The 26,893-nt window shown below is 30.3% G+C and carries 33 protein-coding genes; 32 read left to right on the top strand and 1 reads right to left on the bottom strand.

Annotated features, from left to right (window positions below):
• Positions 1-36 precede the first annotated feature (36 nt).
• Entirely contained in the window at positions 37-1,599 is a 1,563-nt protein-coding gene (locus RBU61_RS13745) for a hypothetical protein (protein ID WP_308876036.1), read from the bottom strand.
• Positions 1,600-1,846: 247 nt separating this feature from the next.
• Between RBU61_RS13745 and RBU61_RS13740 the strand changes: the two genes are divergently transcribed.
• From RBU61_RS13740 to RBU61_RS13585, 32 genes are all read left to right on the top strand, one after another.
• The gene (locus tag RBU61_RS13740) at positions 1,847-2,086 is read left to right on the top strand and encodes an NAD(P)H-dependent oxidoreductase subunit E (protein ID WP_308876035.1); all 240 of its coding nucleotides are present in this window, start codon (positions 1,847-1,849) and stop codon (positions 2,084-2,086) included.
• Positions 2,086-3,573, top strand: a complete 1,488-nt coding sequence (locus RBU61_RS13735) for a 4Fe-4S dicluster domain-containing protein (protein ID WP_308876034.1) — start codon at positions 2,086-2,088, stop codon at positions 3,571-3,573. Before RBU61_RS13740 ends, RBU61_RS13735 begins: the two co-directional genes overlap by 1 nt.
• A gap of 427 nt (positions 3,574-4,000) precedes the next feature.
• On the top strand, positions 4,001-4,477 hold the full coding sequence (locus RBU61_RS13730) for an NAD(P)H-dependent oxidoreductase subunit E (protein WP_216585568.1): 477 nt from the start codon (positions 4,001-4,003) through the stop codon (positions 4,475-4,477).
• Entirely contained in the window at positions 4,478-6,349 is a 1,872-nt protein-coding gene (locus RBU61_RS13725) for an NADH-quinone oxidoreductase subunit NuoF (RefSeq protein ID WP_308876033.1), read from the top strand.
• A 3-nt stretch (positions 6,350-6,352) separates the two neighbouring features.
• Entirely contained in the window at positions 6,353-8,056 is a 1,704-nt protein-coding gene (locus tag RBU61_RS13720) for a [FeFe] hydrogenase, group A (protein ID WP_308876032.1), read from the top strand.
• 108 nt (positions 8,057-8,164) lie between these two features.
• Entirely contained in the window at positions 8,165-9,007 is an 843-nt protein-coding gene (locus RBU61_RS13715) for a GNAT family N-acetyltransferase (protein WP_308876031.1), read from the top strand.
• Between the two features lie 208 nt (positions 9,008-9,215).
• Positions 9,216-9,686: a pyridoxamine 5'-phosphate oxidase family protein gene (locus tag RBU61_RS13710; RefSeq protein ID WP_308876030.1), complete on the top strand. Its 471-nt coding sequence runs from the start codon at positions 9,216-9,218 to the stop codon at positions 9,684-9,686.
• Positions 9,687-9,732: 46 nt separating this feature from the next.
• Positions 9,733-10,482, top strand: a complete 750-nt coding sequence (locus RBU61_RS13705) for an NUDIX domain-containing protein (protein ID WP_308876029.1) — start codon at positions 9,733-9,735, stop codon at positions 10,480-10,482.
• 149 nt (positions 10,483-10,631) lie between these two features.
• Complete coding sequence (locus RBU61_RS13700) at positions 10,632-11,399, top strand: nucleoside phosphorylase (RefSeq protein ID WP_308876028.1); 768 nt, start codon at positions 10,632-10,634, stop codon at positions 11,397-11,399.
• 217 nt (positions 11,400-11,616) lie between these two features.
• Positions 11,617-12,168, top strand: a complete 552-nt coding sequence (locus RBU61_RS13695; protein ID WP_308876027.1) for a flavodoxin family protein — start codon at positions 11,617-11,619, stop codon at positions 12,166-12,168.
• Positions 12,169-12,294: 126 nt separating this feature from the next.
• A complete protein-coding gene (locus RBU61_RS13690; RefSeq protein WP_308876026.1) occupies positions 12,295-12,804 on the top strand; it encodes a GNAT family N-acetyltransferase in 510 nt (169 codons plus the stop codon).
• Between the two features lie 245 nt (positions 12,805-13,049).
• Entirely contained in the window at positions 13,050-13,379 is a 330-nt protein-coding gene (locus RBU61_RS13685) for an SHOCT domain-containing protein (RefSeq protein WP_308876025.1), read from the top strand.
• Between the two features lie 116 nt (positions 13,380-13,495).
• Positions 13,496-14,407 (top strand): methyltransferase domain-containing protein, encoded by a 912-nt coding sequence (locus RBU61_RS13680; RefSeq protein ID WP_308876024.1) that lies wholly within the window; start codon positions 13,496-13,498, stop codon positions 14,405-14,407.
• Positions 14,408-14,409: 2 nt separating this feature from the next.
• Positions 14,410-14,985, top strand: a complete 576-nt coding sequence (locus RBU61_RS13675; RefSeq protein ID WP_308876023.1) for a hypothetical protein — start codon at positions 14,410-14,412, stop codon at positions 14,983-14,985.
• A gap of 6 nt (positions 14,986-14,991) precedes the next feature.
• Positions 14,992-15,219: a hypothetical protein gene (locus RBU61_RS13670; RefSeq protein ID WP_308876022.1), complete on the top strand. Its 228-nt coding sequence runs from the start codon at positions 14,992-14,994 to the stop codon at positions 15,217-15,219.
• Positions 15,220-15,390: 171 nt separating this feature from the next.
• A complete protein-coding gene (locus tag RBU61_RS13665; RefSeq protein WP_308876021.1) occupies positions 15,391-15,513 on the top strand; it encodes a hypothetical protein in 123 nt (40 codons plus the stop codon).
• Positions 15,514-15,612: 99 nt separating this feature from the next.
• Entirely contained in the window at positions 15,613-16,053 is a 441-nt protein-coding gene (locus tag RBU61_RS13660; RefSeq protein WP_308876020.1) for a GNAT family N-acetyltransferase, read from the top strand.
• Positions 16,054-16,290: 237 nt separating this feature from the next.
• Positions 16,291-16,779 (top strand): GNAT family N-acetyltransferase, encoded by a 489-nt coding sequence (locus tag RBU61_RS13655; RefSeq protein ID WP_308876019.1) that lies wholly within the window; start codon positions 16,291-16,293, stop codon positions 16,777-16,779.
• Between the two features lie 219 nt (positions 16,780-16,998).
• Entirely contained in the window at positions 16,999-17,841 is an 843-nt protein-coding gene (locus RBU61_RS13650; protein WP_308876018.1) for a M55 family metallopeptidase, read from the top strand.
• 117 nt (positions 17,842-17,958) lie between these two features.
• Positions 17,959-18,453 (top strand): GNAT family N-acetyltransferase, encoded by a 495-nt coding sequence (locus RBU61_RS13645; RefSeq protein ID WP_308876017.1) that lies wholly within the window; start codon positions 17,959-17,961, stop codon positions 18,451-18,453.
• Between the two features lie 66 nt (positions 18,454-18,519).
• Entirely contained in the window at positions 18,520-19,149 is a 630-nt protein-coding gene (locus RBU61_RS13640; RefSeq protein ID WP_308876016.1) for a nucleotidyltransferase family protein, read from the top strand.
• A gap of 127 nt (positions 19,150-19,276) precedes the next feature.
• Complete coding sequence (locus RBU61_RS13635; RefSeq protein WP_308876015.1) at positions 19,277-19,525, top strand: hypothetical protein; 249 nt, start codon at positions 19,277-19,279, stop codon at positions 19,523-19,525.
• Positions 19,526-19,713: 188 nt separating this feature from the next.
• Entirely contained in the window at positions 19,714-20,316 is a 603-nt protein-coding gene (locus RBU61_RS13630; protein ID WP_308879824.1) for an HAD family hydrolase, read from the top strand.
• A gap of 79 nt (positions 20,317-20,395) precedes the next feature.
• Positions 20,396-21,409 carry a phosphotransferase gene (locus RBU61_RS13625; protein ID WP_308876014.1) on the top strand — a complete coding sequence of 338 codons (1,014 nt, stop codon included), beginning with the start codon at positions 20,396-20,398 and terminating at the stop codon, positions 21,407-21,409.
• Positions 21,410-21,545: 136 nt separating this feature from the next.
• On the top strand, positions 21,546-21,968 hold the full coding sequence (locus RBU61_RS13620) for a VOC family protein (protein WP_308876013.1): 423 nt from the start codon (positions 21,546-21,548) through the stop codon (positions 21,966-21,968).
• Between the two features lie 118 nt (positions 21,969-22,086).
• Complete coding sequence (locus tag RBU61_RS13615; protein WP_308876012.1) at positions 22,087-22,740, top strand: zinc dependent phospholipase C family protein; 654 nt, start codon at positions 22,087-22,089, stop codon at positions 22,738-22,740.
• Between the two features lie 123 nt (positions 22,741-22,863).
• Positions 22,864-23,691: a PHP domain-containing protein gene (locus tag RBU61_RS13610; protein ID WP_308876011.1), complete on the top strand. Its 828-nt coding sequence runs from the start codon at positions 22,864-22,866 to the stop codon at positions 23,689-23,691.
• Positions 23,692-23,889: 198 nt separating this feature from the next.
• Complete coding sequence (locus RBU61_RS13605) at positions 23,890-24,366, top strand: HD domain-containing protein (RefSeq protein ID WP_308876010.1); 477 nt, start codon at positions 23,890-23,892, stop codon at positions 24,364-24,366.
• A gap of 317 nt (positions 24,367-24,683) precedes the next feature.
• Entirely contained in the window at positions 24,684-24,860 is a 177-nt protein-coding gene (locus tag RBU61_RS13600) for a hypothetical protein (RefSeq protein WP_308876009.1), read from the top strand.
• 13 nt (positions 24,861-24,873) lie between these two features.
• Entirely contained in the window at positions 24,874-25,431 is a 558-nt protein-coding gene (locus tag RBU61_RS13595) for a hypothetical protein (RefSeq protein ID WP_308876008.1), read from the top strand.
• 158 nt (positions 25,432-25,589) lie between these two features.
• Complete coding sequence (locus tag RBU61_RS13590; protein ID WP_308876007.1) at positions 25,590-26,252, top strand: hypothetical protein; 663 nt, start codon at positions 25,590-25,592, stop codon at positions 26,250-26,252.
• The gene (locus RBU61_RS13585) at positions 26,233-26,742 is read left to right on the top strand and encodes a GNAT family N-acetyltransferase (protein WP_308876006.1); all 510 of its coding nucleotides are present in this window, start codon (positions 26,233-26,235) and stop codon (positions 26,740-26,742) included. Before RBU61_RS13590 ends, RBU61_RS13585 begins: the two co-directional genes overlap by 20 nt.
• Positions 26,743-26,893 lie beyond the last annotated feature (151 nt).

Raw genomic sequence — 26,893 nt, 5'->3', positions numbered from 1 at the left:
ATTAATACATATCATTATGAGGAGAATAATTTGTAATTATCTTAATCTATTATTTAAACTATTTCTAACTTCATCATTAACTACATTATTATTTGCCTTTAAATCTTTTAAGAAACCTTGTATTATATCTGCAAAATTAGTATATTCATATTTTTCTATTGATTTTTCAAATTCTTTTATAAATTTTTCTTTCATTACAAAGGTGTTTATATCAAAATTGGGGTCATGATTATCTCCAAAGAAATAACTTCTAATATACCAATCATATATTTCATTAACCTTTGGCAATAGAGTAGAATAAGGATATACCATTTTAAAACTTTCTACTAAAAGTATTCTTTCTACTAATTTATCCATGGATATCATTAGGGCACCATCATTTGAAAATGGTTCATTAGTATTTAAAGCTAGTATTTTTAAATAATCATTATATTCGTTAGTTATATTTTCACCAAATGTATTTACAAACTTTTGATTATCAATTAAATAATAATAAATACCTTCAGAAGTATCTAATTTATATCCTAAATTAAGATGTTCTACTAGATGTTCTTTTAACTCTTCCACATCTTTCAATACTTTTTGACGACTCAAATATTCCACGCTATTTAATTTTTCCATAGATAAACCATATTTTTTAAATAGATAATCAAAGTTTTCGCCTTTTTGATACTTTAAAAATAAATTTTCTATTTCAATTCCTTCATCATAGGACATTTCCTCTAGATGTTCAATATACTTCATTAAAAGTTCAGTATTGTGGAATTTGGATAACTGACTTTTGTGTTCGTCCATATATTTTAAGCTTTCAGAAAAATTATTTTCTATTAAAGCTTTAGCTTCATTAAATATTTCTTTGTTAGATTCTTCACTGGAATAATTTTTCCTTTCTAATTTGACTAAATCACCACCGTCTTTACCATTCCATTTGTACCAAAGTGTCATTTTATCGGAACCATCAGCGGAGGAATCTGTAGTTTCAGGATCGGCCGTATAGATACTGAATTCCAGTATGCCATCGTTGTCTATATCTTTGATTTCATTACTAGCGTATATGGATATTAAAGATATTTTTTTATCATTAAATATATTCTTCAGCTTTCCATCTTCTAATATAAACCCATAAGTTAACCCAGAATGGGCACCTACACTATTATTAAGAAGTAAACCATTTTGATTTTCAGATATTTTGCCAATTACAATCTGATAATTATTATTATCATAATTCATAGATGTTTTATCTATTAATGTATACTTTTCTCCGGTAAATTTATAGATTTCTAAACTTCCTTTATCTTCTACATTATTAGGATCTCTCTCTTGAAATATTGCAAGTTCCGGTATATTATCTTCATCTAGATTACCGATAGCATAACTAAGGGAGTTATTATATACAAGGGTTTCGCCTAATTTATTCATATGTTCAATATAAGCACTATCACCTAAGAAGTCATAGTTAGCACCTTTAGACACAATAATTTCCTTAATGGATTCTTCTAAAGTTAAGGTTATAGAAACACTTTTTTCATTTGCACAAGCAGTTGTAAGAATAGTTAGACATAGGATGTATATGATGAATTTTATAGACTTTTTCCACATACAATATTCTCCTTTCAATAGTTATATTATACACTTGAATAATAGGCTTTAGGTAACAAACAAGTTACAAAATAATATATAATTATCAAGACTATTGATGAAGGATTTAAACAATGGTATTATCTAATCATAATAATAAATAAGTTATATTTTCAAAATGACGTTGAGAATATATAAATTATTTAATATTATTTTATCTTTTGAATATGCTAAAGTCATAGCAAATACATAGGAAGGAAGTGGTAAAATGGAAGTCAAGGTAAAGATTTGTATGGGGACTCATTGTACAATGATGGGGAATTTAAATTTAGAAGAAAATCTTGAAAGATTACAATTAGAATATCCTGATCAAATTGAAATTGAAGCAGTAAAATGTCTAAAGTATTGTGAGAATAATAAAGCACCTGTAGTGGAACTAAATGGAAAGATAATTACAAATGCTAGTGCAGAAATAGTTATGTCAGAAATTCTTGAGGTGGTAAAATGATGAGAGGCATCTTTACTCCCATTACATATATAAGAAGACAAGTATTTACAGAAATTGCAAAGATAGCTTGGGAAGGAAGGGATCCACTAGAAGTAGACGATATACCATATAAGGTAATTAGTGGTGAAGTACCTCTATATAGGGGAAGTATTTTTCATGAAAGAGCTATTGTTGCAGCTAGAACTAGACTTGGACTAGGTCTAGATAGAAAAACAAATGTTGATAATGGACGTCTATCTAAGGTAGTAGATGAAGCAGTAGTGACCCATAGTATAATTAAAGAGCCATTAGTTAATGTAATTCCATTTGCTTGTACTGCTTGCGAAAGCTCTAAACATTTTGTTACTGATAATTGCAGAAAGTGTATTGCACATCCTTGTATAATAGTATGTCCTGTGAATGCTATTTCCATGGGAAAGGATAGAGCTATAATAGATAAAGATAAGTGTATAGATTGTGGAAAATGTGCTAAGGCTTGTCAATATCATGCTATTATGAAATTAGAAAGACCTTGTAAGGTTGCATGTGGAGTAGATGCCATAGAGTCAGATGAATTAGGCAGAGCAAAGATAAATTATGATAAATGTGTAAGCTGTGGTATGTGTATAGTAAATTGTCCTTTTGCGGCAATTACAGATAAAACAGATATATTTCAATTAGTTCTCGCTATTAAAAGGGGAGAAGAGGTTCATGCAATAATAGCACCTTCTTTTGTAGGCCAATTTGGACCTTTTGCAACACCAGGTAAAATAGTAAAAGCAGCAAAGAATTTAGGGTTTACAGAAATTATAGAGGTAGCATTGGGGGCAGATGTTGCCGCTAAACATGAGGCTGAAATGTTTCCACAACTTGTACCAGAAAAACAGCCATTTTTAGGGACATCTTGTTGTCCGTCTTGGACTATGACAGCTAAGAAGTTTTTCCCTGATCTATACCAATATATATCTTCATCTAATACACCTATGGTAGAGACAGCTAAGAAAATTAAGAGAAGGAGTCCAAGTGGCAAGATAGTATTTATAGGGCCGTGTATCTCAAAAAAAATTGAAGCAATGGAGGAAGAGGTTCGACCATATGTTGATTTTGTACTCACCTATGAAGAACTTGCAGCAATATTTGTAGCAGCGAATATTGATGTTGCTGAAATTGAAGAAGATGAAATCGTTGCAGATGCATCAACAAAAGGAAGAAACTTTGCCTTTGCATCAGGAGTTGCAGCATCAGTGAAGGCAAGTATAGAAAAAGCTCACCCAGATGTAAATGTCTTAACTCATAATGCCAACGGATTATCAGAATGTCGCAAGATGTTAGCCATGGCAAAGGCAGGAAAATTCAATGGATACTTATTGGAGGGAATGGCGTGTCCAGGAGGCTGTGTGGGAGGACCAGGAGCAATGTTGCCAATAGAAAAAGCTGAGAAAGAAGCAAAAGAATTTGCTAAGAAATCACCATATGATAATGTTTTTGAAAATCCATTTATAGAATAAATAAAATTTAACTTAAAAAGGGTAGAAGGTTGATAAAAACTTCTGCCCTTTAACTTTAGTAAAAGCAAAGTAAGAGTAGTGTTAAGAAATAGACAATGTTAGTATGAAAATATTTAATATTAATTATATATAAAAAATATTTTATTAAAAGAGTCGCAATAGTCCAAAAAATCATAATAATATGTATTGACTAAAATAATAGTTTTGGTAAAATTACATTATCAAGATTTAATAAATTCTTCAGTATATTGAAACAAGCAGGTTTGATAATTCTATTCTTTTTAAGGATTCTAGCATTCTAATCAAGATTATAATTAATAATCGGAGTAAATATCCAATGTAAATAAGAACACTTTGTATAGAGGATTTCCAAGAAATAAGGTTAAATAATTAACAAAATATATATAAATAATTAGGAGGTTAATTTATGCTTACTTTGGAGATGAAAGATACCATTGATGAAGTTGTAATGAAACATGGAAGTAACCAATCTTCAATAATTACTATTTTACAAGAAATTCAAGGGAATTATAGGTACTTGCCTGAAGAAGTGTTGGAGTACATAGCAAATAAGATGGATATTACTCCCTCTAAAATTTATGGTATTGCTACATTTTATGAGAACTTTTCATTAGAACCAAAAGGAAAATATGTTATTAAGATTTGTGATGGTACGGCATGTCATGTTAGAAAGTCTATACCTATACTTAATGCGTTGCACAAGGAGCTAGGTCTTAGTAAAGATAAACAGACTACAGATGATCTGATGTTCACTGTTGAAACAGTATCATGTCTTGGAGCTTGTGGTTTAGCACCAGTACTAAATATCAATGAAAAGGTTTATGGCAAAATGACTCCTGAATCTACAGTGGAACTCTTAAATAAATTAAGGGAGGAAATATAGATGACAATAGCTAGTATTCAAGAACTTATGGATGTATCTAAGACATTTAAGAATTCTTTAGATAAACAATATAAGCAAGTCTTAGTTTGTGGAGGGACAGGCTGTGTAGCAGGTGGATCATTAGAGATTTATGCTGAGATAAAAAGATTAATAGAAGAAAAGGGTATATTGGCAGATGTTGAATTATATGAAGAAAATGAGGGCGTAGGAATAAAGAAATCTGGATGTCATGGGTTTTGTGAGGCAGGTCCATTAGTTAGAATTGAACCAGATAAATTTCTATATTTAAAGGTTGGCTTAGAGGATTGTGAGGAAATTGTAAATACTACTTTAGTAGAGGGAAAACCAATTGAAAGACTTATGTACAGTAAAGATAATAAGGTATATCACCAACAAGAAGAAATACCTTTCTATAAATCACAAACTAGAGTTGTATTGGAACATTGTGGACATATAGATGCAGAGTCTATTAAAGAATATATTGCTTATGGTGGATACCAAGCCTTAGCTAAGGCTTTAGATACTATGACACCAGAGGAAGTTTGTAAAGAAATATCCAATGCAAACTTACGAGGAAGAGGAGGCGGAGGCTATCCTGCTGGAAAGAAGTGGCTGCAAGTTTTATCCTATGATAGTGATATGAAGTATGTAGTATGTAATGGTGATGAAGGAGACCCGGGTGCATTTATGGATAGGTCTTTAATGGAGGGAGATCCTCACAATATTATTGAAGGTATGGCTATTGCCGCCTATGCTACTGGAGCATCAGAAGGATATATTTATGTTAGAGCAGAATATCCTTTGGCAGTATCTAGACTTAACAAAGCCATAGAACAAGCAAGAAAAATTGGATTACTAGGAAAAAATATTTTAGGTACAAGTCTAAACTTTGAACTTCATGTAAATCAAGGGGCTGGAGCCTTTGTATGTGGCGAAGGTAGTGCCCTTATTGCATCCATTGAAGGGGAAAGAGGAATGCCTAGAGTAAAGGCAAAGAGAACTGTAGAAGAAGGACTTTGGAGAAAACCTACTGTCCTTAATAATGTTGAGACTTTTGCCAATGTCAGACATATAATTATGAACGGCGCAGAATGGTACAAATCCTATGGAACTAAGGGGAGTCCAGGAACGAAGGCATTTGCACTGACTGGAAATGTGAATAATACTGGATTAATAGAAGTGCCTATGGGAACAACTCTTAGGGAGATTATATTCAATATAGGTGGAGGAATTAAAGATAATAAAAAATTTAAGGCAGTTCAAATAGGAGGACCATCAGGCGGATGTTTAACTGAAGAACATTTAGATATGTCCCTTGATTTTGACTCTTTAACAGATGCTGGTGCTATGATTGGCTCTGGTGGAATGGTTATAATGGATGAAGATACTTGTATGGTAGAAGTGGCTAGATTCTTTATGAACTTTACCCAAAATGAATCTTGTGGAAAATGTGTTCCTTGTAGAGAAGGAACTAAGATTATGTTAAATATTTTAGAAAAGATAGTATCTGGACAAGGAACAGTAGAAGATTTAGATTTACTTGAGGAGTTGGCAGATACCATAACCAATACTGCTCTTTGTGGATTAGGTAAAACTGCGGCAAACCCTGTAGTCAGTTCCTTAAAATATTTTAAAGATGAATATTTAGACCATGTAAAAAATAAGAGATGTTCTACAAAGACTTGCCAAGGATTAAGGGTAATAGAAATCAGCTCTGAGCTTTGTAAAGGATGTAGTAAATGTAGCAGAATTTGTCCTGTAGGTGCAATTCATGGAAAAGTAAAGGAACCATTTGCAATTGATCAAAATAAATGTATTAAATGCGGTGCTTGTATAGAATCCTGTGCATTCGCAGCTATAAGGGAGGCTTAGGGCATGAAGGGTACAATGATTATAGATGGTAGAAGAATAGAATTTGATGGAGAGAAAAATGTATTAGAAGTAGTTAGAAAGGCTGGTATAAGTTTACCTACATTTTGTTACCATTCAGAATTGAGTATTTATGGTGCTTGTAGAATGTGTATGGTGGAAGATAAATGGGGAAATACTTTTGCATCATGTTCTCAATTACCAAAGGATGGTATGGAAGTATTTACAAATACTCCAAAGGTACAAAAATATAGAAAAAATATACTTGAAATGATACTGGCAAACCATGATAGAGATTGTACTGCCTGTGATAGAACTGGTAAATGTCAACTTCAAGAATTAGCTGTTAGATTTGGTATAAAGGATATTAGATTTGATGAAATAGAAAAAAGTCTGCCAATAGATAAGTCTAGTTTAAGTATAGTAAGAAATCCAAATAAATGTATATTATGTGGAGACTGTGTAAGAGTATGTGAAGAGGTTCAAGGAGTAGGTGCTCTAAGCTTTGCTCATAGAGGTTCAAGTATGACAGTATCTGCTGCTTTTGATAGGGATATTGCTGAAGTAAACTGTATAAATTGTGGACAATGTAGAGCAGTTTGTCCTACAGGAGCCATCATAATTAAGAAGGAAAATCATAAAGTATGGGAAGCGATTCATAATAAGAGAAACAGAGTAATAGCTCAAGTAGCACCAGCAGTAAGAGTAGCATTAGGGGAAGAATTTGGATTGGAGCCTGGAGAGATTACCATAGGAAAAATAGTTGCAGCTCTTAAAACCCTTGGAATCCACCAAGTCTACGATACAGCATTTGCTGCAGATATGACAGTAATTGAAGAAAGTAAAGAATTTGTGGAAAGACTAACTAAAGGAGAAAACTTACCACTATTTACTTCCTGCTGTCCAGGATGGGTTAAGTTTGCAGAAAATAAATTTCCAGATATGGTAGATAATATTTCCACTTGTAAATCCCCACAGCAAATGTTTGGAGCAGTTATAAAGGAATATTATAAGGAACTAGATAAAAAAGAAGATAAAGAAACTATACTAATTTCAGTAATGCCTTGTACTGCAAAAAAAGCAGAGGCAGCGAGGGAAGAGTTTGAATATAACGGTGTTAAAGATGTAGACGTAGTAATCACTACTCAAGAATTGGCACTTCTTATTAAAGAAGCGGGAATTATATTTGAACAACTAGAGGAAGAATCCTTTGATATGCCTTTTGGTTTAGCCAGTGGGTCTGGTATAATATTTGGTGCTACTGGTGGAGTAACTGAAGCAGTAGTTACTAGACTATTGAAAGATAAACCTAATCACTTTGCAAAGGATTTGTTATTTAGCGATGTTAGAGGAATGGAGAATTTAAAGGAAGCAAGTTTTAATGTAGATGGAAAAGAAGTAAAAATTGCAATAGTTCATGGCCTGAAAACAGCAGATAAATTAATAAAACAAATAAATGCAGGAGAAAGACATTATGATTTTGTTGAAGTAATGGCCTGTCCAGGTGGCTGTATAGCAGGTGGAGGGCAGCCAGTTCCTATGAATACAGTTATGAGAAAGGAAAGAGCCAAAGGGCTTTATAAACTTGATAGAACATCACATATTAAGAGTTCAGAAAAAAATCCTTTGGTGATGTCCTTGTTTGAGGATTTATTAAAGGATAATCATGAATTGTTACATGTACGCAAAAAGGCTAAAGCTGACATTTAATTATGAATGAAAAGAGTTAGTTGGCAGTATGGATATATCCATATTGCTAATTTATTATTTAAAACAAAGTTAGGAGGTTAGGTTAATTAAAAGAAAAGGAGAATAAGTATGATTAGAGATTATAAACAATCTGAGATTAATGAGATAATTAGAATATATACATTAGAATATAAGGCAATGCCAGCAGAAATTGAAGCTTTAAAGTCTGCGAATAAGATTTTGGTATATGATGATAATGGAATTAAAGGATTTATTCGTTTAGCAATAAGTGGTGACTATTGTTATGTTGAAATGGGAGTTTTAACTAATGAGTTAATAAGACGCGTGGGTTTAAAACTTTGGGAAGAAGCTAAAAAGCTTTTTATAGAGAAATCTATAAAATTTGTTGAAGTTTTTCATGTAAAAGATAATCTAAATTGGCAACAGTTATTTAATGAAATTGGATTTGAATATTGGTATTCTGTATATCGATTTTCATATAAGGGAAATAAATTTAATGAACCTAATATATGTGCAGTAAAATATGAAGATAAGTATTATGAGGATAAAATAAGGCTTGAAAGTGAAGCCTTTTCAGTATTAAGAAGAGAAAATGACATTAAGCCATATAATTGGTATTTAAGTGCAAGTAAAGATGCAATTGAACATAATAGGAAGGAAACCCTTGAACAAAAAGAATATATCTATCTATTCTTTGAAAACAACGAGATGGTCGGAGCATCAATGATTAAAAATGCTGAGATAGATTTGCTATTTGTTAATATTAAATACCAAGGAAAAGGTTATGGTAAGAAGATATTAGAATTTACAATAAATAGAGGTTTAGAGCAAAATGCAGCAAGCGTGAATTTAAATGCATTAGCAAGTAATGAAAATGCATTAAGGCTATATAAAAATATAGGATTTAAAGTTGTACAAGCACAGGATGCTAGAAAACTAACTATAGAATAAATAATGCTAGGGAAATAAAATTAAAAATAAAATAAAACAAGGTAGATAGCTAAGGATTCTTCACTTCAGATTGTCTACCTTATTTTTATTTAAGCGAAAATATTAGCAGTAAAAGAAGGTATTTGAGAATTTATGTAGAATAGCATATTATAAGAATTTTCTGTTTTGAATATTGAGTTTGCTGATTAATTAAAAGGAGGATTTCAAAATGAATGCTTGTGAAAAAGCTATGGAGGTCATGAATGAATTATTTGCAAAGGATTATCAGTTTTCAATGGCGACAGTAAAAGATAATGTGCCATCAGTTCGAGTTGTGGATACTTTCTATGAAGATGGCTCATTTTATGTAGTCACATATTCAAAAACGCAAAAGGTTCGGGAATTAAAGAATAATAGCCTAGTTGCACTATGTAATGAATTCTACAGATTTAGTGGAAATGGATACAATACTGGACATCCACTGCTAACGGAAAATAAAGAGATTAGAGAAAAATTGATAAAGGTATTTGAGCCTTGGTATTTCGCACATAATAATGAGAATGATGAAGATATGTGTTATGTAAGAATTGAACTTAATGAAGGATTTTTCTATAAGGATGGAGTAGGTTATAAAGTAAACTTTAAGAAAAAAGAATCAGAACAGTTTCCATTTGATATTGATATTGTTCCTGTATCCTAAGTTCATTAATAATCAAAATTGCTAATGAAAATTGAGGTAAATGACTATGATAGAATATTTGGGAAAAGAAATAATAGTAAAGATTGATAGACCAATGGGAACTATACATCCTAAACATAATTTTATATATTCAATAAATTATGGATATATTGAAGGGACTAAAGCAGGGGATAGTGAGGAGATTGATGCGTATGTTCTTGGTGTGTTTAGACCCATAGATAGCTTTAAGGGAAGAGTTATTGGCATCATAAAGAGGAATGATGATGTGGAGGATAAGCTAGTAGTAGCAAAAGAACTAAATAGTTATGATAAGTATCAGATCAAGGCTTTAACTGAATTTCAAAAAAGATTTTTTGATAGTGAAATAATAACCTTAGATTATTTAAGAAGCTCAATAAGAAACACTGTACGAGGTTTACTAAGGAGAGAAAGTAAAGTCTTGGTTCTTGAAGAGGAATATAAAGGTGAAGTATATTATTATTTGCCAGGTGGAGGAATTGAGTTTTTAGAAACTAGTGAAGATGCATTGAAAAGAGAGATGAAAGAAGAACTTAATATAAATATAATAGACTACCGACTATTATATATAATAAGCAACATATTTGAAATAGACGGTATAAATGCCCATGAAATCGTTCAGATATATGAAATTTATAATATAGATGACGAAAAATTAATAGATGGAACAACAATGGAAGGAGATATAATGCCTTGCAAAATGAAATGGATTGAAATTGATGAGCTTATAAATGGTACTAAAAAATTCTATCCTGAAGAGTTGATTAAATTATTGTAATTATTTACTTTTGTTTATAATACTAATTGTGTAAGGATAATAGATTTATTCTAGATGATTTAATGAACTATTGGAAAAACTGAAAGTAGATTAAGACTAAAAATAGTTAAATGTTTTATTGTCATAGGATTAAAGGGGGAGAAAAAATTATGTTAAAAAAAGATTTTCCTATATTGGAGTTTGATTCTAGTCCAAGGGCTAAAATTGAGCCTTCTGAAGTTATAAAAAGACAAGATGTTCCTGAGTATTGTGTAATTACATTCTTTAGTGATGTTATTAAGAAAATGTTAGATGAAGGAAGATTGAGAAAGATTGCAGAATTCTATACTACAACAGTGGTATTGCCTATATATGAAACCGAATTTGATGGAAGGACTATAGGGATTGTGCAAGGTTACTTAGGATCAGCTGGTTCTGGTGCACAGCTTGAAGAATTAATAGCAATGGGATTTAAGAAATTCATTGTATGTGGAGCTGCAGGTGTATTGAAGAAAGACATCCAAGTAGGACATTTGGTCGTTCCATATTCAGCAGTTAGGGATGAAGGTTTGTCATATCATTATTTAGAGCCATCTAGGGAAGTTGAATGTAATGAACAGGCCTTAAAATGCATTACAGATTATCTAGAAAATAATCAGATACCATTTATTAAAGCTAAAACATGGACTACAGATTCATTTTATCGTGAGACAGAAGAGAAAATAGCATTGCGTGTTTCAGAAGGATGCGTAACTGTTGAAATGGAAGCAGCTGCATTTTTCGCAGTATCTAAATTTAGAAATGTTGTTTTGGGGCAAATACTTCATGGTGGTGATGATTTAAGTGGAATTGAATGGGATTCTAGGAATTGGGTAAGGAGAGAAGATTTCAGGATTAATCTAGTTGATTTATCTATGGCTATTTGTTTAGAACTATAGGGACAAGGGGACAGGAGTAGTGGCCCAGATAATTCATATGATGAAGCATTCAATTGAGAAATTATATGCTCCTGAAGATAAAGAGCCTTGCAGCAAAGATTTGAGTTAGAAGTAAATACAACATGAAAATAATAATACTCTAATAACAAAAAAAATTTTAAACAAAAATGCGAGTCATTTTATTATTAGATTATTTATAGAAAAGGGAAGAGATAAAATGATGAAAACCTTAATATTTAATGGTTCGCCAAGAAAAAAGGGTGACACTGTAAGTTTAATAAATAAAGTTATAGAAAATCTAAATGGTGAGTATAAAATCATAAATGCATATGACTGTGATATTAATCCATGTATTGATTGTAGATACTGTTGGGACAATACTGGATGTTGTATAAATGATGAAATGCAAGAAGTTTATACATATATACAAGAATGTGACAATATTTTAATTGCATCACCAATTTATTTTTCGGAACTAACAGGAACTTTATTAAATGTGGGTAGTCGTTTACAAACTTATTTTTGTGCAAAAAAATTTAGAAAAGAAAAGTCAATTGCTAAAGTAAAAAAAGGTGCAGTAATAGTTGTAGGTGGTGGTGATGGTAATGTTAATAAAGCCTATGATACGGCTTGCTGTTTGCTTCGTCATATGAATACATTTGATATTTTACCAGTAGTTTTTAGCCATAATACAGATAATAAACCTGCCATTGAAGATGAAATAGCACTATTAGGAGTTAAAGATATTATAAGCTTTTTTAATGAATAGTATTTATTAGTATATATGTATTAGAATAGAATTCTATATTATGTTAGTGTACAATCTTAGTTAAAAGTGTACTACTAGATAAATAGTTTTTGAAAGATTAAAAATATGTGAAAGAATGTATTAACAATGAATATCCAAATATCCATTGTTCCTTATGAAGATAAAACTATTTTGTACAATCTAATTCAATTATATCGATATGATTCTAGTGAATTTGATGGACATGTTTTAAACAAACATGGATTTTATCTATATAAATATTTGGACAGCCAATGGACAGAAGATTATCGACGTCCATTTATAGTGAAAGTTGATGATGAAATCGCTGGATTTGCCTTCGTTATCCTTGATGTTCCCAAAGAGTTTACAATACTAAGTTCAGCAGAAAAAACAAATGTAATAAGTGATTTTTTTATAATGCGTAAATATAAGAGAAAAGGAGTAGGTAAAAAACTTGCCTTTTCATTATTTGACCAATTTCCTGGTACGTGGGAAATAAAGCAAACGACTGGAAATAAAATTGCTTATCAATTTTGGAGAAAAGTGATTAGTGAGTACACTGGATCGAATATATTACAAGAAAAAAATTCACCAAACGAAAAGTGGAATGGAACAGTTATAGTTTTTAAGGCATAAAATTAATATATTATTATCTTGTTTTGTATTGAAGAAATGTATTATTAATTCTTATAATAATTTATGATTATTAGTACTATAAGGCTAAATATGAAATTAGTAATTATTATAGGGGTATTCTGTAGCTGATTACACCAATGGTAAAAAAACAATTTACGAAATGATCACTGTATAGGGCTGCAAAAGTTGTTATTAAGTACCGACACTGAAAGTTTTAATAAAATTTTAGATAGGGTGTGAATTATTTGAAGAAAGTTAGGGTTAAACCTTCAAAATTTAGTTCTGCTATAGCAGGAATAATGGGGATTATTTTTGTAATATTTGGTATTACTCAAATTCCAGTGATGGGGGTATTTGGAGTAGTTTGGACATTGGGTGCTGCTGGAGTTGCGGGGTATCATTTATATAATTTCTTTAGTTCAAATGGTGCTGGAGTATATGAAATTGATATACATGAGCAACAAGAGGATTTTGATGTTAAACTTCGAAAGCTTGATAAATTATATCAAGATGGGATTATCTCGAAGGAAGAGTATGAAAGCAAAAAATCTGAAATATTGAACTCCAAATGGTAGTGACAATAGATTGTTGAAAGTATTATGAAAACTTGGAGGAGATAAATAATAGAGAAGAGTAATACTAGTAACTAAAATAAAACTGACATGACAGAAAGTATTCGAGGAGGGTGTTTATGGGAAATGATATTTGGTCAACAAAAGTACAAGGTATTTTGAATCTTGATTTAAGTAGAGAAATAAGATTTAGAGATGATAGAAAAGATTTATTTTTAAAGTTACTTGGACTAAGAGAGGGAATGACAATATTCGATATTGGTTGTGGTCCAGGTGCAATCACTAGAAAATTATCGAATTGGCTAGGAGAAGAATCTAGGATAATAGGCATAGATAGAGATACAGAATTTATAAAATATGCTAGAGAAAAAGCCATTCAGATGAATTTACATAATATAAGCTATTATGAAGGAGATGCTTTAAAGCTTCCGTTAGAAGATAATTCAGTTGATGCCTGCATATCCCATACGGTAATAGAGCATGTGCCAAATAAAGAATTTTTATTAGAACAAAAGAGGGTGTGTAAACCAAAAGGAAGGGTTTCTGTAATGTATGCAATACCAGACAAATACATAAGAACTGAGCCTAGTCTATTGCCTAAGCAAAGTAAACGTGAAACTGAGCTTTTAGATAAACTGTTTAAAAATACAGATGAAATTAATAGAGAACATAATGTTGGAAAGTATTGGCCTGATCCAGTAGAATTACCTAGACTATTTGAGGAGCTTGGCTTTAATAATATTCAAGTTGATGCAATAGCTATACCTATAGTAATTGATGACTCAAGAAATAGTAATGATGAAAAGATGACAATCATTGAGTCGGAAAAGGAACAGTTATTTGAAAGTATTAGTATAGTCAACGGATTAAATGAAAATAGATTATCAGATAATGAATTGTTGGAGTTAAAAAGGTTAATAACTGAAAGAACTGATCAAAGGTTAAAATTCGTAGAAGAAGGAGAGAACATCTGGGATTATACTATTTTATTAATGCAAGTGGTGTCGGGAATGGTTGACAAGGGGGAATAGACATGGACGATTTATCAGCTTATAAAGGGATAAATCAGTTTGGTAGATCCTATGAAATTATGTTGGAAAATGATACTCATGGAAAGAATTCTGTAGATAGAGTTATTTTTGAAAATATGATTAGATTATGTGATGATACTAAAGAATATTTATATGGAGAATATACTAAAAAAGAAATTAAGTATATTCTAGGTTCAAGAACTAATTTGGAAAGTCTTGTGTGTAAACTTATTTCTGAAGTTACCTCAGGGGAAGATAAGATTATAAAAATTGCATCATTTTGTTCAAGGCTGTATGAAATAATTGAAAGTGATGATTTAGATGATATGATATTTGGAGGAACTGAAGAAGACATTATAAAACGTTGTTCTAACTGGTGTACAGATATTTCAAGAGTAACTTGTATTCTATATCAATTAATTGGATTACCATCACGTATAACACAACTATTTAATATTCATTACGCATATAGTGGACATGTAATTGTTCAAGCCTTTAGAAACAATACATGGGGAGCTATAGACCCAACAGATGATATTGGCTATAGTCATATAGATGGTACTCCTGCTTCAGCATAGGATATTATGAATGAAAATGGAGGTATTTTAGCAAAAAATAGTACTGGACATATTTTAGGTATTGATTTTAATCAATTTAGTGGAATAGCAATTTCAAATTATTATATAAATGAACATATAAACTATGATTACTCAGTAAGTGGTATTAATCAATACTATAAAGGTATCCTGGAAATGAGTGATAAAGGCTGGCCGGGAGGAATAAGATGGCTTTGCAATGAGAATGGTTTGTAGCAATAATAATGACTTAATGACTACATTGACAAGATTGTGAATATGGCAGTTGGATTTGACTAGGAAGGAAGAAGATTTCAGGATCAATCTAGTTGATTTATCTATGACGATTTGTTTAGAGCTATAGGTAAACCAGAATTAGAAAATATAACTTTATTATAGTTATAAAGAATGAAAATAGTTACTACTTATAAATTTGGAAATGAATATACTAAGAACTTATATACACAACTAGGATTGCAGCAGATAGGTACAAATGAAGATGGAGAAATTGATATGATATTGTATTTTTAAATAGCAAAAGAGAGTGTTGAGCAAGCCTAATAGAAGTAATCCGTATTATCAAAATGAAAAAGAAAATATAGAATTTATGGATAAGGTGGGGATGGAATAGTGAATATACTTTTCAGAGATATAGATAGAACCAATGAAGATATGGTAAAAAATATAAAGTTGAACCCTGAGCAAGAAAAATTTATTGAAACTGTAGAGGAATGTTTGGAAGAAGCCAATGAATATAAGGAATGGTGTCCAGTGGCTATTTACAATTATGATGAGGTTATTGGATTTGCCATGTACGGATCTTTTGGACCTAATAAGCATACTTGGATTGATAGAATAATGATAGATAAAAAATATCAGGATAAAGGATATGGAAGAACAGCAATGCTGAAGCTCATCGAAATAGTTTCAAAAAAATATGAGGTAGATACTGTATATTTAAGTATCATTGAAGAAAATAAAATGGCATATGAATTCTATAGAAGTATCGGATTTGAATATATAAATGAAAAAGATTCAAATGGTGAACTTATATTTAGATATACAATATAAATTAGTTCGTTCATTATTTTAGTTTGCATTCAAGAATGCTAAATCTAAGCTAGACTGCAAGATTATATTAGAGGTTTTAATAGGATATTGAAATCCTTTTTCCTAAAATTGCATCAAAGTTATAGATGTCTATAAAAACTTGCATAAAATAGGGAAGTATAAGATAATTTAACGAACAATTAATATAGTGGAAGTTAACTCATAAGATATTTATATAAATCTAAAGGAGTGAGCCCTATGCATTTAAGATTACAAGAGAGAACTAAGGAACATGTTTTAACTTTTTGGAATAAAACTAAAGATAAAGAAATAAGAGGGTTATTTCCATTTACTGTTGAATCTTTAGAAAAAGCATTAATATTGTTTGAGGAATCCATGGAAGCAGATGCTTTAAGTTATGGTAAGGTGATTTATTTTGAGGATAAATATATTGGAGATATTTGGTGTTATGGTATAGATGAAAGTGATGAAAAAATGGCAATGTTAAGTATTGTAATTTTTGAAAAACAATTTTGGGGAAAGGGAATAGGGACAGAGGCTGTGAAAATCTTTATAACTGAAATGTTTAGAAGATTTAATATAGAAAGAATTGGTGCATTTACATATCGTCACAATCATGGATCAATTGGTATGTTAAATAATGCTGGTTTTCAAAAGAGAGACACATTTGTCGAAGATGAGATCGAATCAATGTATTTTGAAATATCATATAAGAATCTATTATAGATAATGAATTTTACTATTGAAGAACAAGATATTATTTGAACCGGTACAGGAATTGGGTTTAACTGGAATATGGTTCAATAAGAACTTTGCTATAAACAATAGTCACATTAAACCTGATAGTAAGATATTTAAGCTGGAAGAGTTAGTAGAATTGTTATAATTTGAATTTTCTTCAGCCCATTTACATGAATAAAGAAAATATATGATATGAGGTGTGAAATGAAAAGACAACTTATTTTAATAGCAGATATGGAGGGTACAAGTGGGATTTTTGAAAATAATGTTGAAGCAATATATCATGGTTCAGAGCTTTGGAGAAACATAGGCAGACAATATTTAACCAGTGATGTATTAGCAGTCTGTGAAGCAGCAAAAGAATATGAGATTGATGAAATTTTACTATATGATGGGCATTATGCAGGGGATGCAGAATTTAATGTGATTCTGGAGCAACTTCCAGGTAATGTAAAAGTATTTGATACTCCAAATCGATGTTTTTATTGGAGAAGAATTAGAGGTCAAGCGGAGTCTAATCCATTTGGATTAATTACAGTGGGACAACATGCTAGAAATGGAGAATTAGATGCATATTTTCCTCATACAATTCAAACTCCACCGATAAAAACATTATTTGTTAATGAAATGCACATAGCTGAGATTGGACAGGCTACACTGAGTTTTTGTGGAACAAAATACATTGCCAATATTGGATGCAATGCGTCACATAAAGAAGCGAGAGAAATTTCTAAAAATGTTACTTGTATCACAGTAAAGAACAAGGCAACAGGATGGGAACCACTACCACAGGAAACTTATGGAATTATAAAAAATGGTGTAATTGAAGCCATAAAAGCCATAGATCAAAAAGATATGATTTCAATTAGTGAACCCTGTTATTTTTCTATGGAGTTGACGGAGGATTACTATTTTGATCCAACAGAAATGTTTCCATGGAAGGGTAACTTTACTGAAACTATGGCTACATGGGAATCACCAAATATTGAAATTGGTCTGGAACTTTTTAATTATGTTAGAGGTTTTATTAAGAAGAAATCAAAATAAGAAATAGCAATATCAAGTATGTTTAGTATTAGAATATCTCAATTGAAAATTGTAATAAAAATATGATTAGAATATTTATAAAAATGATTCTAATCATATTATACTAGGAGGTTCATAATGAGTAATAGCTTAACATTATCTATAGTAAAAAACAAAGCTGATGTAACGACATTTTGGAAGTTATTTGATAGTTATATTAATGAATTATCTATAAATGCTTCATTAGGAGATGACTTCGATTTAGATTATTTTTATTCGGATGAATATAGAGATGCAATTGAGGAACTGAGAATAAGAGATAAAAATCCATTAAGAATACTCTTCATAAATAAAGAAGAAATTATCATTGGTTTTTTAATGTATGTTACCTATTTTGATGAAGATGGAAAATGCTTTTTAATGGAATACTATATCCAGCCAAATTACCGAAATTTAGGTTATGGAAATTCAGCTTATTTAAAGGCTGAAAATCATATTAATGATGAAGGTGCTTTATATATTGAACTGACACCGACAAATGAGGCAAATGAAAGATTTTGGAGTGGTGTTGGATTTGAGAAATCAGAAGATATGGACGAGGATAACAAATATTATTATAGAAAATTACTTTAAAGATATTATTGAACGAAAAGCAATATATTACATCACTATTATTAAATAAAGAGGGAGTTTGTTTTAATGACTTTATTAAATGATGCTGAAAAATTAATAGATATAATTGAAAGTAACTTATATTTGCAAAAACTAATTACAGTCTTATATGAACTTAAAACTGAAGATTTTTATATTGGCGCAGGAGCTATTACTCAAACAGTATGGAATATACTAACTAATCGACCAGTGGATTATGGTATAGATGATATTGATATAGTTTATTATAATCCTGAAAATATAGAAGAAAAATATGAAAGAAAAGTTATGGAATATTTAAATCAAGAATTAGAGGGATTTCCTTTTTGGTTAGATGTTAAGAATCAAGCTAGGGTTCATTTATGGTATAAGGATAAATTTGGATATGATATTGAGCCATATAAATCTATAGAAGATGCAATAGATATTTGGCCAACGACAGCTACCTCCTTGGGAGTAAGGAAGTTATCTGAAAAAGACTGGGAAATATATGCACCTTTTGGGCTGAAGGATATTTTTCATATGAAGATTGTTGCTAATAACAGACAAATAACAAAAGAGATTTATAATAAAAAGGTTGAAAAATGGCTTCAAAAATGGCCTGAGTTAGATATAGTGCAATGGCATAACGAATTAATTCCATTTGTTGCTGATAAAAAGATATATATAAGAAAGTAATATGTGTAATATCTAATTGTATAAGATAGCACCTCAGCTAGGGTCTATGTACCTAAAAAGAATTGATTCTAGCTAAATATGATAGAAACAATATAAATTTGATTGTGAGGGTTTTGAAGAAAATAAGTTGATATTTGAGAATAGCTACTTTGATGAAAATTGGTTTACTTATCTATTAGATGATTATGATATTACATTGTGTAATAGAAAAATTTCAACCTATATAAATGCACTGGCAAAAGCAGGGTTTATTATAGAGGAGATGGTTGAGGAAACAGATCAAGCGACGATGGAACTAACTGGTGATGCTGATAATAGGTTAAAAAAGGCAAAAATGCTTCCCCTTTCATTTGTTTTTAAAGCAAGAAAACTTTAAGTACCTATTTGCAGAGTTATGGTAAAGAAGGTAGGGTAAGTTAAATGGCCATATTATTTTGGAGTTTTATACCTGCAATACTAATTATATAAGAGGTGTGAGCTATGAAAGAATATAAAGTAATTTGCATAGATATGTTTCAAACGTTAGTAAATATAGAATCTAGAGTTGAATACATTTGAAAAGGAATACTAAAGGAAGATTATAATGAAGAATTAAAGGATAAGTATGTACAAATTGCCAAAAGTAAAATAGTTGATAAGTTTCATGTCAATGAAAGTACCAGTACTAAGTTTAGGAACTTAAAACAAATTTTTTTTGAGAGTTTCAAAGACATTTTTCAAGAAAATCAAGTGGAATATTGTCCAAGCTATGCAACAAGAATTTTTATGGAAGAACACGATAGAGCAGATTTATATTATGACAGTAAAGAATTTATTAAAAGGGCTAATAAAAAGTATAAGGTATGTTTAGTAAGCGATGCTGATACTGAAATGATTGAAAATCAAGTTAAAAACTTTGATTTTGATAAGATATTTATATCAGAAAATATACAATCCTATAAGGGTGAACCAAATTATAAGATTTTCAAAGAAGTAATCAATCATTACAATATAGAACCATATAAAATAATACATATAGGTGATTCTTCATCTGACATGCTAGGTGCTAATAGAGCAGGAATAGATACATGTTGGATAAATAGACATAATTATAAAAAAAAGTTTGATATAAAACCAGAATATGAAACTGAGTCTTTAGAGGAGCTGTTTTCTATACTTAATATATAATTGTTTTGTTGGTAAATGAAGATTGAATTGGAGAAAGAGATAAGGACCATTTATATAGCATAAATAGGGGGACAGAGGAATGAATGATTCAGTATACAATATACAATTTGAAAAACTATGTAATGTCTTAGGACTTGGCGATATAATTGGCTTTCCCAAGGCCATAACAGGTGGATTCTTGCACAGAATGTATGCTATTGAAACCACGCAAGGAAAATATGTAGTTAAAGTACTAAATCCTCAAATAATGCTTAGACCTATGGCAATGCAAAACTTTATCAATTCAGAGCAAATTGCCAATATCGCATCAAATAATATACCCGCTATTCCAGCCAAAAAAATTAATGGTATTTGCATGCAAGAAATAGATAATCAATTCTATCTTGTTTTCGATTGGATAGAAGGGAAAAGTCTGAAGCCTAATGAAATCAGAATAGTTCATTGTGAAAGAATAGGTACTATTCTTGCTGACATACATATGACGAATTTTTCTGAATTGGGAATAGCTAATGATTGGTCAGATAATGGAGAGTTAGCAGATTGGAATTATTATTTGAAAAGGGGACAAGAGAATAATATAGAATGGGCTAGTCAACTGCAGGAGATTTCTGATAATCTCTATGATTGGAATTCTCAAGCAAACAAATCAGCAATGTTACTTTCAGCAGATATGGTTATTAGCCATAGAGATTTAGACCCCAAGAATGTTATGTGGAACCAAGATAATCCTATTGTTATTGACTGGGAAGCAGCAGGATATATAAGCCCTATGCAGGAATTGATTGAAACGGCGATTTATTGGGCTGAAGATGGAATGGGAAACATTGACAAGAAAAGATTTATGGCATTTATAGAAGGATATAAAAAGAGATATGGAATGTTAAGAGCAAATTGGAAAACGGTTTTGATAAATGGATTTTTAGGAAAACTTGGATGGTTGGAATATAATTTAAGGCGATCTTTATGGATTGAATGTACAGACATGGAAGAACAGCAAATGGGGATTGACCAAGTAATGGAAACAATTAAGGTCATTAGATATTATGCAGATATGATGCCTGAATTAGAAAAGTGGTTAAATTATGAAATTTAGTAGAGGCGGTCAAAATATTAAAGGATAACCAGTATAGTTGTGAGAATCCATTTATCTACTACGCCAGAGAGGTAGCATTACAGGCTGAATATATTTTTATATCATGCAATTAAAATAAATAGGAGGCATTAATAACATGATCCAATCAATAGTGCATATAGCTTTAGTTGTTAGAGATTATGATGAGGCAATAGAGTTTTATACTAAGAAGTTAAACTTTACATTGGTTGAAGATACTTATCAGCCAGAACAAGATAAGAGATGGGTAGTTGTCTCTCCACCAGGTTCAGTTGGGACAACAATATTACTCGCAAAAGCATCAAAACCTGAACAAGAGTTGTTTATTGGAAATCAGACAGGAGGGAGGGTATTTTTGTTTTTGAATACAGATGACTTCTGGAGAGATTATAATGAAATGATCGCAAGAGGGATTGAATTTGTAAGAGAACCTAAGGAGGCCCCATATGGTACTGTTGCTGTTTTTAAAGATATATATGGTAACTTATGGGATTTGTTGGAACTGAAGAAGGATCACCCAATCGCTAAAAGAATAAAGTAAAGCTTTAAAACATTTATATCTAATAAGAATCAATTTCTTGTTTAGGAAAATTTAAGAAGGCAAGCTTTCGTATTAAATGTTATTTAGCCAGTTAAACATAAATAAAGGAGGGAAAAGAATGCCTTTTGCAATGACTCATTTACATATTGCATATAATATAATAAGCAATACACCGGAAATCAAGAAACCCTGTGATTTTATGCTAGGTGCTATTGCACCCGATTCTATTCACTTTCGTCATAATTATGTAAGTGATATGAAGAAAATAAGCCATCTCTGTGTTGGAAGTGAAAGATGGGGGAGAGCCACAAATAATCAAGAATGGTTAGAAAATGTACTTGTTCTCTTGAAAGAAAATAAGGACACCGAGAAAGCGGATTTTATATATGGGTACTGCTCTCACATACTTGCTGATATACAAAATAATATAAAAATTTGGACACCATTTCGATTGGAAAATAAAGAAGCCTTGGAAAAAGGACTTGGAAGTATTTATCATCAAGAATCAAATGATGTAGATTACGCCCTGTATTTATTGCAGCCACAACAGAAAATAATATGGCAAATGCTTGAAGAGTCCATTGGATATGATATACCAAATATTGTGAGTCTCAGTGAAATTGATAAGATGAAGCATTCTATTCTAAATGACCAATTTATAGATAGAAAATATGAGGACATGTCTTCAAACAAATATGTCACACTTTCCAAAATACAGGAGTTTATTTCCGTGGAATCTCAATATATTAAAAAGCTTTTATACTCAAGATGATATTATAATAAATAAATTAGATGGATTGATATTACCAGGAGGTTTAGGAGTATTTAGAAATTTATCAAATTATATATTGGAAAAGGAAAACTTTTCTATAGATAAGGATAAGGTGATGAGTATATGATTGAAAGGGATTATCAGGTTGATATGCATATTCATACTACAGCTTCAGATGGAACATGGACTGTTGAGGAATTATTAGAGCTTATTATAAAGAATAACATAAAATTATTTTCTATTACAGATCATGATACTATCCAGAATAGTGTAAAGATGTTATATAGTATTCCAAAAGATATTTACTATGTCATTGGTGTAGAAATTTCATGTACATATAATGGGGAAGAATATCATATAACTGCATACGATTTTAACCATGAAGATAGGAGATTAAATGAATTACTTAAATTTAATCAAATACAAAGAAAAGAATTTAATACTAAAGTTATTCAATATGCAAAAAAGATAGATAAGATAAAAGATATTAAAGACTACTACCCATATGAATACAATAGGAAGAGAGGCGGATGGGAATCATTAAATTACTTATTAGATAAGAATATAGTTAGTAATCTTAAAGATTATTTTGAAATAATAAAATCAAGTAATGAAAAATTATATTTTAAGAACCCAAAAGAAATAATTAAAACAATTAAGGCGGCAGGAGGACATTCATTCTTGGCTCATCCTAGTGCATATCAAGGAGGAGAAAAGTTATCTTTAGAAGTCTTGGAGGAATGGAAGAACTATGGAATTTCAGGTATTGAATGTTACTCTCCATATTTAAAAAATATAGAAGATGCAAATTATTATATAAAATTTTGTGAAGAAAATGATTTGTTGATTTCAGCAGGTTCAGACTGCCATGGTGAATTTAATGATAGGACTTTAGGCATTCCTAAGGTTAGTTTAGATAAAATAAATATGGACTTTATTAAAAACATATAGAAATTCGATATATTAAGTTTAGAAAAGTCTTGAATTTCAGTGTAGAATTTAAAATGAGAATGGATATAGATATTAACCATTCTCATTTTATTTTTAAAAATATATATTAAAAAAGAGGGACTAAGAAAGTTTTGTAGAATATAGTTAAGATGGATTATTATTGAAATTAAATAAAGCCAATAATTGAAGGGAGCGCTTATGAATAGATTAGAAGAAGTTCGTAAAGTTGTAGATAAAATACTAATAGAACAGCCAGATTTAGAGCGAAGGCGTTGCGGTTATGTTCATTTATATGGTGTAGCCGATATTTGCAGTTTACTTGCATTAAAAAGGGGATTGGATGTTGAATTATGTGCAGTGGCAGGAATGCTTCATGATATTTGGACTTATAAAACTGGATGTAGTATGGACCACGGAAAATTAGGCTCTATTGAAGCAAGAAAAATTTTAAATGATATTAATATATTTAGTGAAGAGGAAATTGATATTATCTGTAGTTCAATATTTAAACATAGTAATAAACAAGATATAGATAGTGATTATTGTGAGTTACTTAAAGATGCTGATGTACTTCAACATTACTTATATAACACTAATCTTCCAATTATTGAAAAAGAGAAGGATAGGTTGAATATTTTATTCAAAGAATTAGGTCTTAATATAGAGTTAAACTAGATTATGGCAATGACTGAGGAAGATAAATGAATAATATATATATTATAGCTGGTCCGGGAGGTGTAGGAAAATCAACAATTTCTAAAATCATAGCCAAAAGAAAAGAAAAATCAGCGTTAATAGAAGGGGATGAATTATAGTAAGACATACTATCTTGATACGAATTTATTAGATGCAGAAGAAATAGCAGATGAAATAATGGTAAATGATAGATTTCTATTAGAATAAGAAATTACAGGATAGTTAAACGTTGGATAAAACAGAAACTTGGAACTGAAGGGTGTATTTATAAACCAGAATATAAGATGCTTAAAAGTATGTTTAAATGGTCAAAGAATTACGATGCAGGGAAGGATAATCTAAAAGAACGAATTGCAGTTTATCAAGAAAAGGTCATTAATTTAAAAAACAGTAAAAATATTTATGAATTTTTGGAAAGATGTATGGCCAATAGAAATAAGGATAATTTTACCATACAGTACTCTAATAAGTAAGGAGGTAAGTTATTTGAATAAAACTTTAATAATAATTGCTGGTATGCCTGCAACAGGGAAAATCACATTTGCAAACTATTTATCAGATAAGATGGGAATACCTTTAATTTGCAAAGATAAGCTTAAAGAAATAATATGGGATAAAATTCATTATGATACCAATATCCCTACAGAATCTCAAAAATATGGGGGATTAGCATATGATTTATCTTTTCACTTTTGTGAAATACTTATGAAAACTAATCAAACATTTATTATTGAAAGTAATTTTACTAATCCATGTCCTGATATATTAAGTTCAAAAGTCAGTAAATATAAATATAGAGTAATTACAGTGTTATTAGATGGAGATGTGAAGGTAATTCATCGTCGATTTTTAGCAAGGGATACCACGATAGAAAGACATCAAGGGCTTGTTTCAAATAATTACTTTAATGATTTTGAATTTTTTAAGAAAGCTACTAAACCATGCAGAGATTTTGCTTATGGGGATATACGAATTACTGTAGACACAACAGATTTTTCAAAGGTTCTATATGATGATATTGTAGCAAAAATATTAGAATCATGACCAAGCATATAGATAGTAAAAATAGGAGACAGAAATTCAAAAACAATATGGAGAGATAGAATGGAAAATTTTAATATAGGATTTAGAGAAATGAAAGATTAATTTAATAAGTTCCTTAGGATGATTCTTTATTGTAGCAATAAGGAGGTACAAAACAAATGGCATCAAGAATGATACACTTAGCTATCTCAGAAAGAATAGCAGAACGTTTTGATTTAGATTTGATGAGATTTAATTTAGGAAACCTATTGCCAGATTTACATAAAAATACTAGAGAGGCAAAGGCTATCTCTCACTTTAGAATTAAAAGAGAACCTTATGAAGATTCTAAGGACCCTAATTATCAGTACTATGATTATAATAAGTTCTTACAGAAGTATAAAGATAAAATATATGATGATTTATATCTTGGATATTATTGTCACTTAATTGCAGATGAATTATGGATACAAAATATATACATAAAATATATGCGTGATAAGAATAGGAAAAAAAGAATAGACCAGCAACGTAATTACTATCATGATTATAGTAGACTAAATCAAATAGTAAAGGATAAATATAACCTAAAAATCAATGTTATATTTGAAGAGATAGAAATATTAGAAATCGATTCTAGAAAAATATCAGAGCTTAAAGCTGCGTTGGAGTATGATTTTAATGCAAGGTATGATGACTTAGATTTATTGTTATTTAATTATGATGATATTAGAACTTATATAGAGGAAGTCAGTTTTATAATTATTAAGGATTTAGAACAAAAGGATTTAAGATATAGCAGAGGGGAAAGAGAGAAGGGCTATGGTAAGCATTATGAATAAATTCATATTAGAGACAGTTACAGAAGAATTATTTGAAAGAGTGCTAAAAATTTATAATACAAATCAGGAATACTTTCAGATTTCCATGAATGGTAAACCTTCAATGGAATCTGTTATTGAGGATAAAAATGGAATACCTCCAGGTTCAAATGTCGAAAATAAAAACTATAAACTAATAAAATTAAATGGTGTGGATATTGGCGTGATAGACTATATAGTTAATTATCCAAACGAAGATACAATATATATAGGATTATTTATGATTGACGGAAACTTTCATAGAAATGGATATGGAAGAGAGTTTATAGAAGAATTTATAACAAATATAAAAAATCAAGGATTTAATAAAATACGATTAGGTGTTTTAAAGGAAAATATAAAAGCATTTGAGTTTTGGACACGCATTGGGTTTAAGGTTATGAAAGAGGTTACTAGTACAATACATCCTGAAAGAAATTGGAAAATTAAAGTTATGGAAAGAAGGATTTAAGTAGTGAAAAGATAGTTATAGGGGAGACGGGATTGTATGGCAGAAGAAATTTAAGTTAGAAAATTAAATACAATACCAGATAATTTCAAGATCATATCTCAACCTATAGGAGAATTTATTCGACGATGAAGTTATTGTTCTTAATTAACTA

Source organism: Tissierella sp. MB52-C2 (genome assembly GCF_030931715.1).
Classification (GTDB): Bacteria; Bacillota; Clostridia; order Tissierellales; family Tissierellaceae; genus Tissierella.
The sequence above is the reverse complement of the archived record's forward strand: the minus strand, read 5'-3'. Positions and strand labels throughout refer to the sequence as shown.

What these genes read in the sequence shown, in the direction of transcription:
- RBU61_RS13745 (WP_308876036.1), bottom strand. Translation starts at nt 1,599, where the DNA reads ATGTGGAAAAAGTCTATAAAATTCATCATATACATCCTATGTCTAACT.
- RBU61_RS13740 (WP_308876035.1), top strand. Translation starts at nt 1,847, where the DNA reads ATGGAAGTCAAGGTAAAGATTTGTATGGGGACTCATTGTACAATGATG.
- RBU61_RS13735 (WP_308876034.1), top strand. Translation starts at nt 2,086, where the DNA reads ATGAGAGGCATCTTTACTCCCATTACATATATAAGAAGACAAGTATTT.
- RBU61_RS13730 (WP_216585568.1), top strand. Translation starts at nt 4,001, where the DNA reads ATGCTTACTTTGGAGATGAAAGATACCATTGATGAAGTTGTAATGAAA.
- RBU61_RS13725 (WP_308876033.1), top strand. Translation starts at nt 4,478, where the DNA reads ATGACAATAGCTAGTATTCAAGAACTTATGGATGTATCTAAGACATTT.
- RBU61_RS13720 (WP_308876032.1), top strand. Translation starts at nt 6,353, where the DNA reads ATGAAGGGTACAATGATTATAGATGGTAGAAGAATAGAATTTGATGGA.
- RBU61_RS13715 (WP_308876031.1), top strand. Translation starts at nt 8,165, where the DNA reads ATGATTAGAGATTATAAACAATCTGAGATTAATGAGATAATTAGAATA.
- RBU61_RS13710 (WP_308876030.1), top strand. Translation starts at nt 9,216, where the DNA reads ATGAATGCTTGTGAAAAAGCTATGGAGGTCATGAATGAATTATTTGCA.
- RBU61_RS13705 (WP_308876029.1), top strand. Translation starts at nt 9,733, where the DNA reads ATGATAGAATATTTGGGAAAAGAAATAATAGTAAAGATTGATAGACCA.
- RBU61_RS13700 (WP_308876028.1), top strand. Translation starts at nt 10,632, where the DNA reads ATGTTAAAAAAAGATTTTCCTATATTGGAGTTTGATTCTAGTCCAAGG.
- RBU61_RS13695 (WP_308876027.1), top strand. Translation starts at nt 11,617, where the DNA reads ATGATGAAAACCTTAATATTTAATGGTTCGCCAAGAAAAAAGGGTGAC.
- RBU61_RS13690 (WP_308876026.1), top strand. Translation starts at nt 12,295, where the DNA reads ATGAATATCCAAATATCCATTGTTCCTTATGAAGATAAAACTATTTTG.
- RBU61_RS13680 (WP_308876024.1), top strand. Translation starts at nt 13,496, where the DNA reads ATGGGAAATGATATTTGGTCAACAAAAGTACAAGGTATTTTGAATCTT.
- RBU61_RS13675 (WP_308876023.1), top strand. Translation starts at nt 14,410, where the DNA reads ATGGACGATTTATCAGCTTATAAAGGGATAAATCAGTTTGGTAGATCC.
- RBU61_RS13670 (WP_308876022.1), top strand. Translation starts at nt 14,992, where the DNA reads ATGAATGAAAATGGAGGTATTTTAGCAAAAAATAGTACTGGACATATT.
- RBU61_RS13665 (WP_308876021.1), top strand. Translation starts at nt 15,391, where the DNA reads ATGAAAATAGTTACTACTTATAAATTTGGAAATGAATATACTAAGAAC.
- RBU61_RS13655 (WP_308876019.1), top strand. Translation starts at nt 16,291, where the DNA reads ATGCATTTAAGATTACAAGAGAGAACTAAGGAACATGTTTTAACTTTT.
- RBU61_RS13650 (WP_308876018.1), top strand. Translation starts at nt 16,999, where the DNA reads ATGAAAAGACAACTTATTTTAATAGCAGATATGGAGGGTACAAGTGGG.
- RBU61_RS13645 (WP_308876017.1), top strand. Translation starts at nt 17,959, where the DNA reads ATGAGTAATAGCTTAACATTATCTATAGTAAAAAACAAAGCTGATGTA.
- RBU61_RS13640 (WP_308876016.1), top strand. Translation starts at nt 18,520, where the DNA reads ATGACTTTATTAAATGATGCTGAAAAATTAATAGATATAATTGAAAGT.
- RBU61_RS13625 (WP_308876014.1), top strand. Translation starts at nt 20,396, where the DNA reads ATGAATGATTCAGTATACAATATACAATTTGAAAAACTATGTAATGTC.
- RBU61_RS13620 (WP_308876013.1), top strand. Translation starts at nt 21,546, where the DNA reads ATGATCCAATCAATAGTGCATATAGCTTTAGTTGTTAGAGATTATGAT.
- RBU61_RS13615 (WP_308876012.1), top strand. Translation starts at nt 22,087, where the DNA reads ATGCCTTTTGCAATGACTCATTTACATATTGCATATAATATAATAAGC.
- RBU61_RS13610 (WP_308876011.1), top strand. Translation starts at nt 22,864, where the DNA reads ATGATTGAAAGGGATTATCAGGTTGATATGCATATTCATACTACAGCT.
- RBU61_RS13605 (WP_308876010.1), top strand. Translation starts at nt 23,890, where the DNA reads ATGAATAGATTAGAAGAAGTTCGTAAAGTTGTAGATAAAATACTAATA.
- RBU61_RS13600 (WP_308876009.1), top strand. Translation starts at nt 24,684, where the DNA reads ATGTTTAAATGGTCAAAGAATTACGATGCAGGGAAGGATAATCTAAAA.
- RBU61_RS13590 (WP_308876007.1), top strand. Translation starts at nt 25,590, where the DNA reads ATGGCATCAAGAATGATACACTTAGCTATCTCAGAAAGAATAGCAGAA.
- RBU61_RS13585 (WP_308876006.1), top strand. Translation starts at nt 26,233, where the DNA reads ATGGTAAGCATTATGAATAAATTCATATTAGAGACAGTTACAGAAGAA.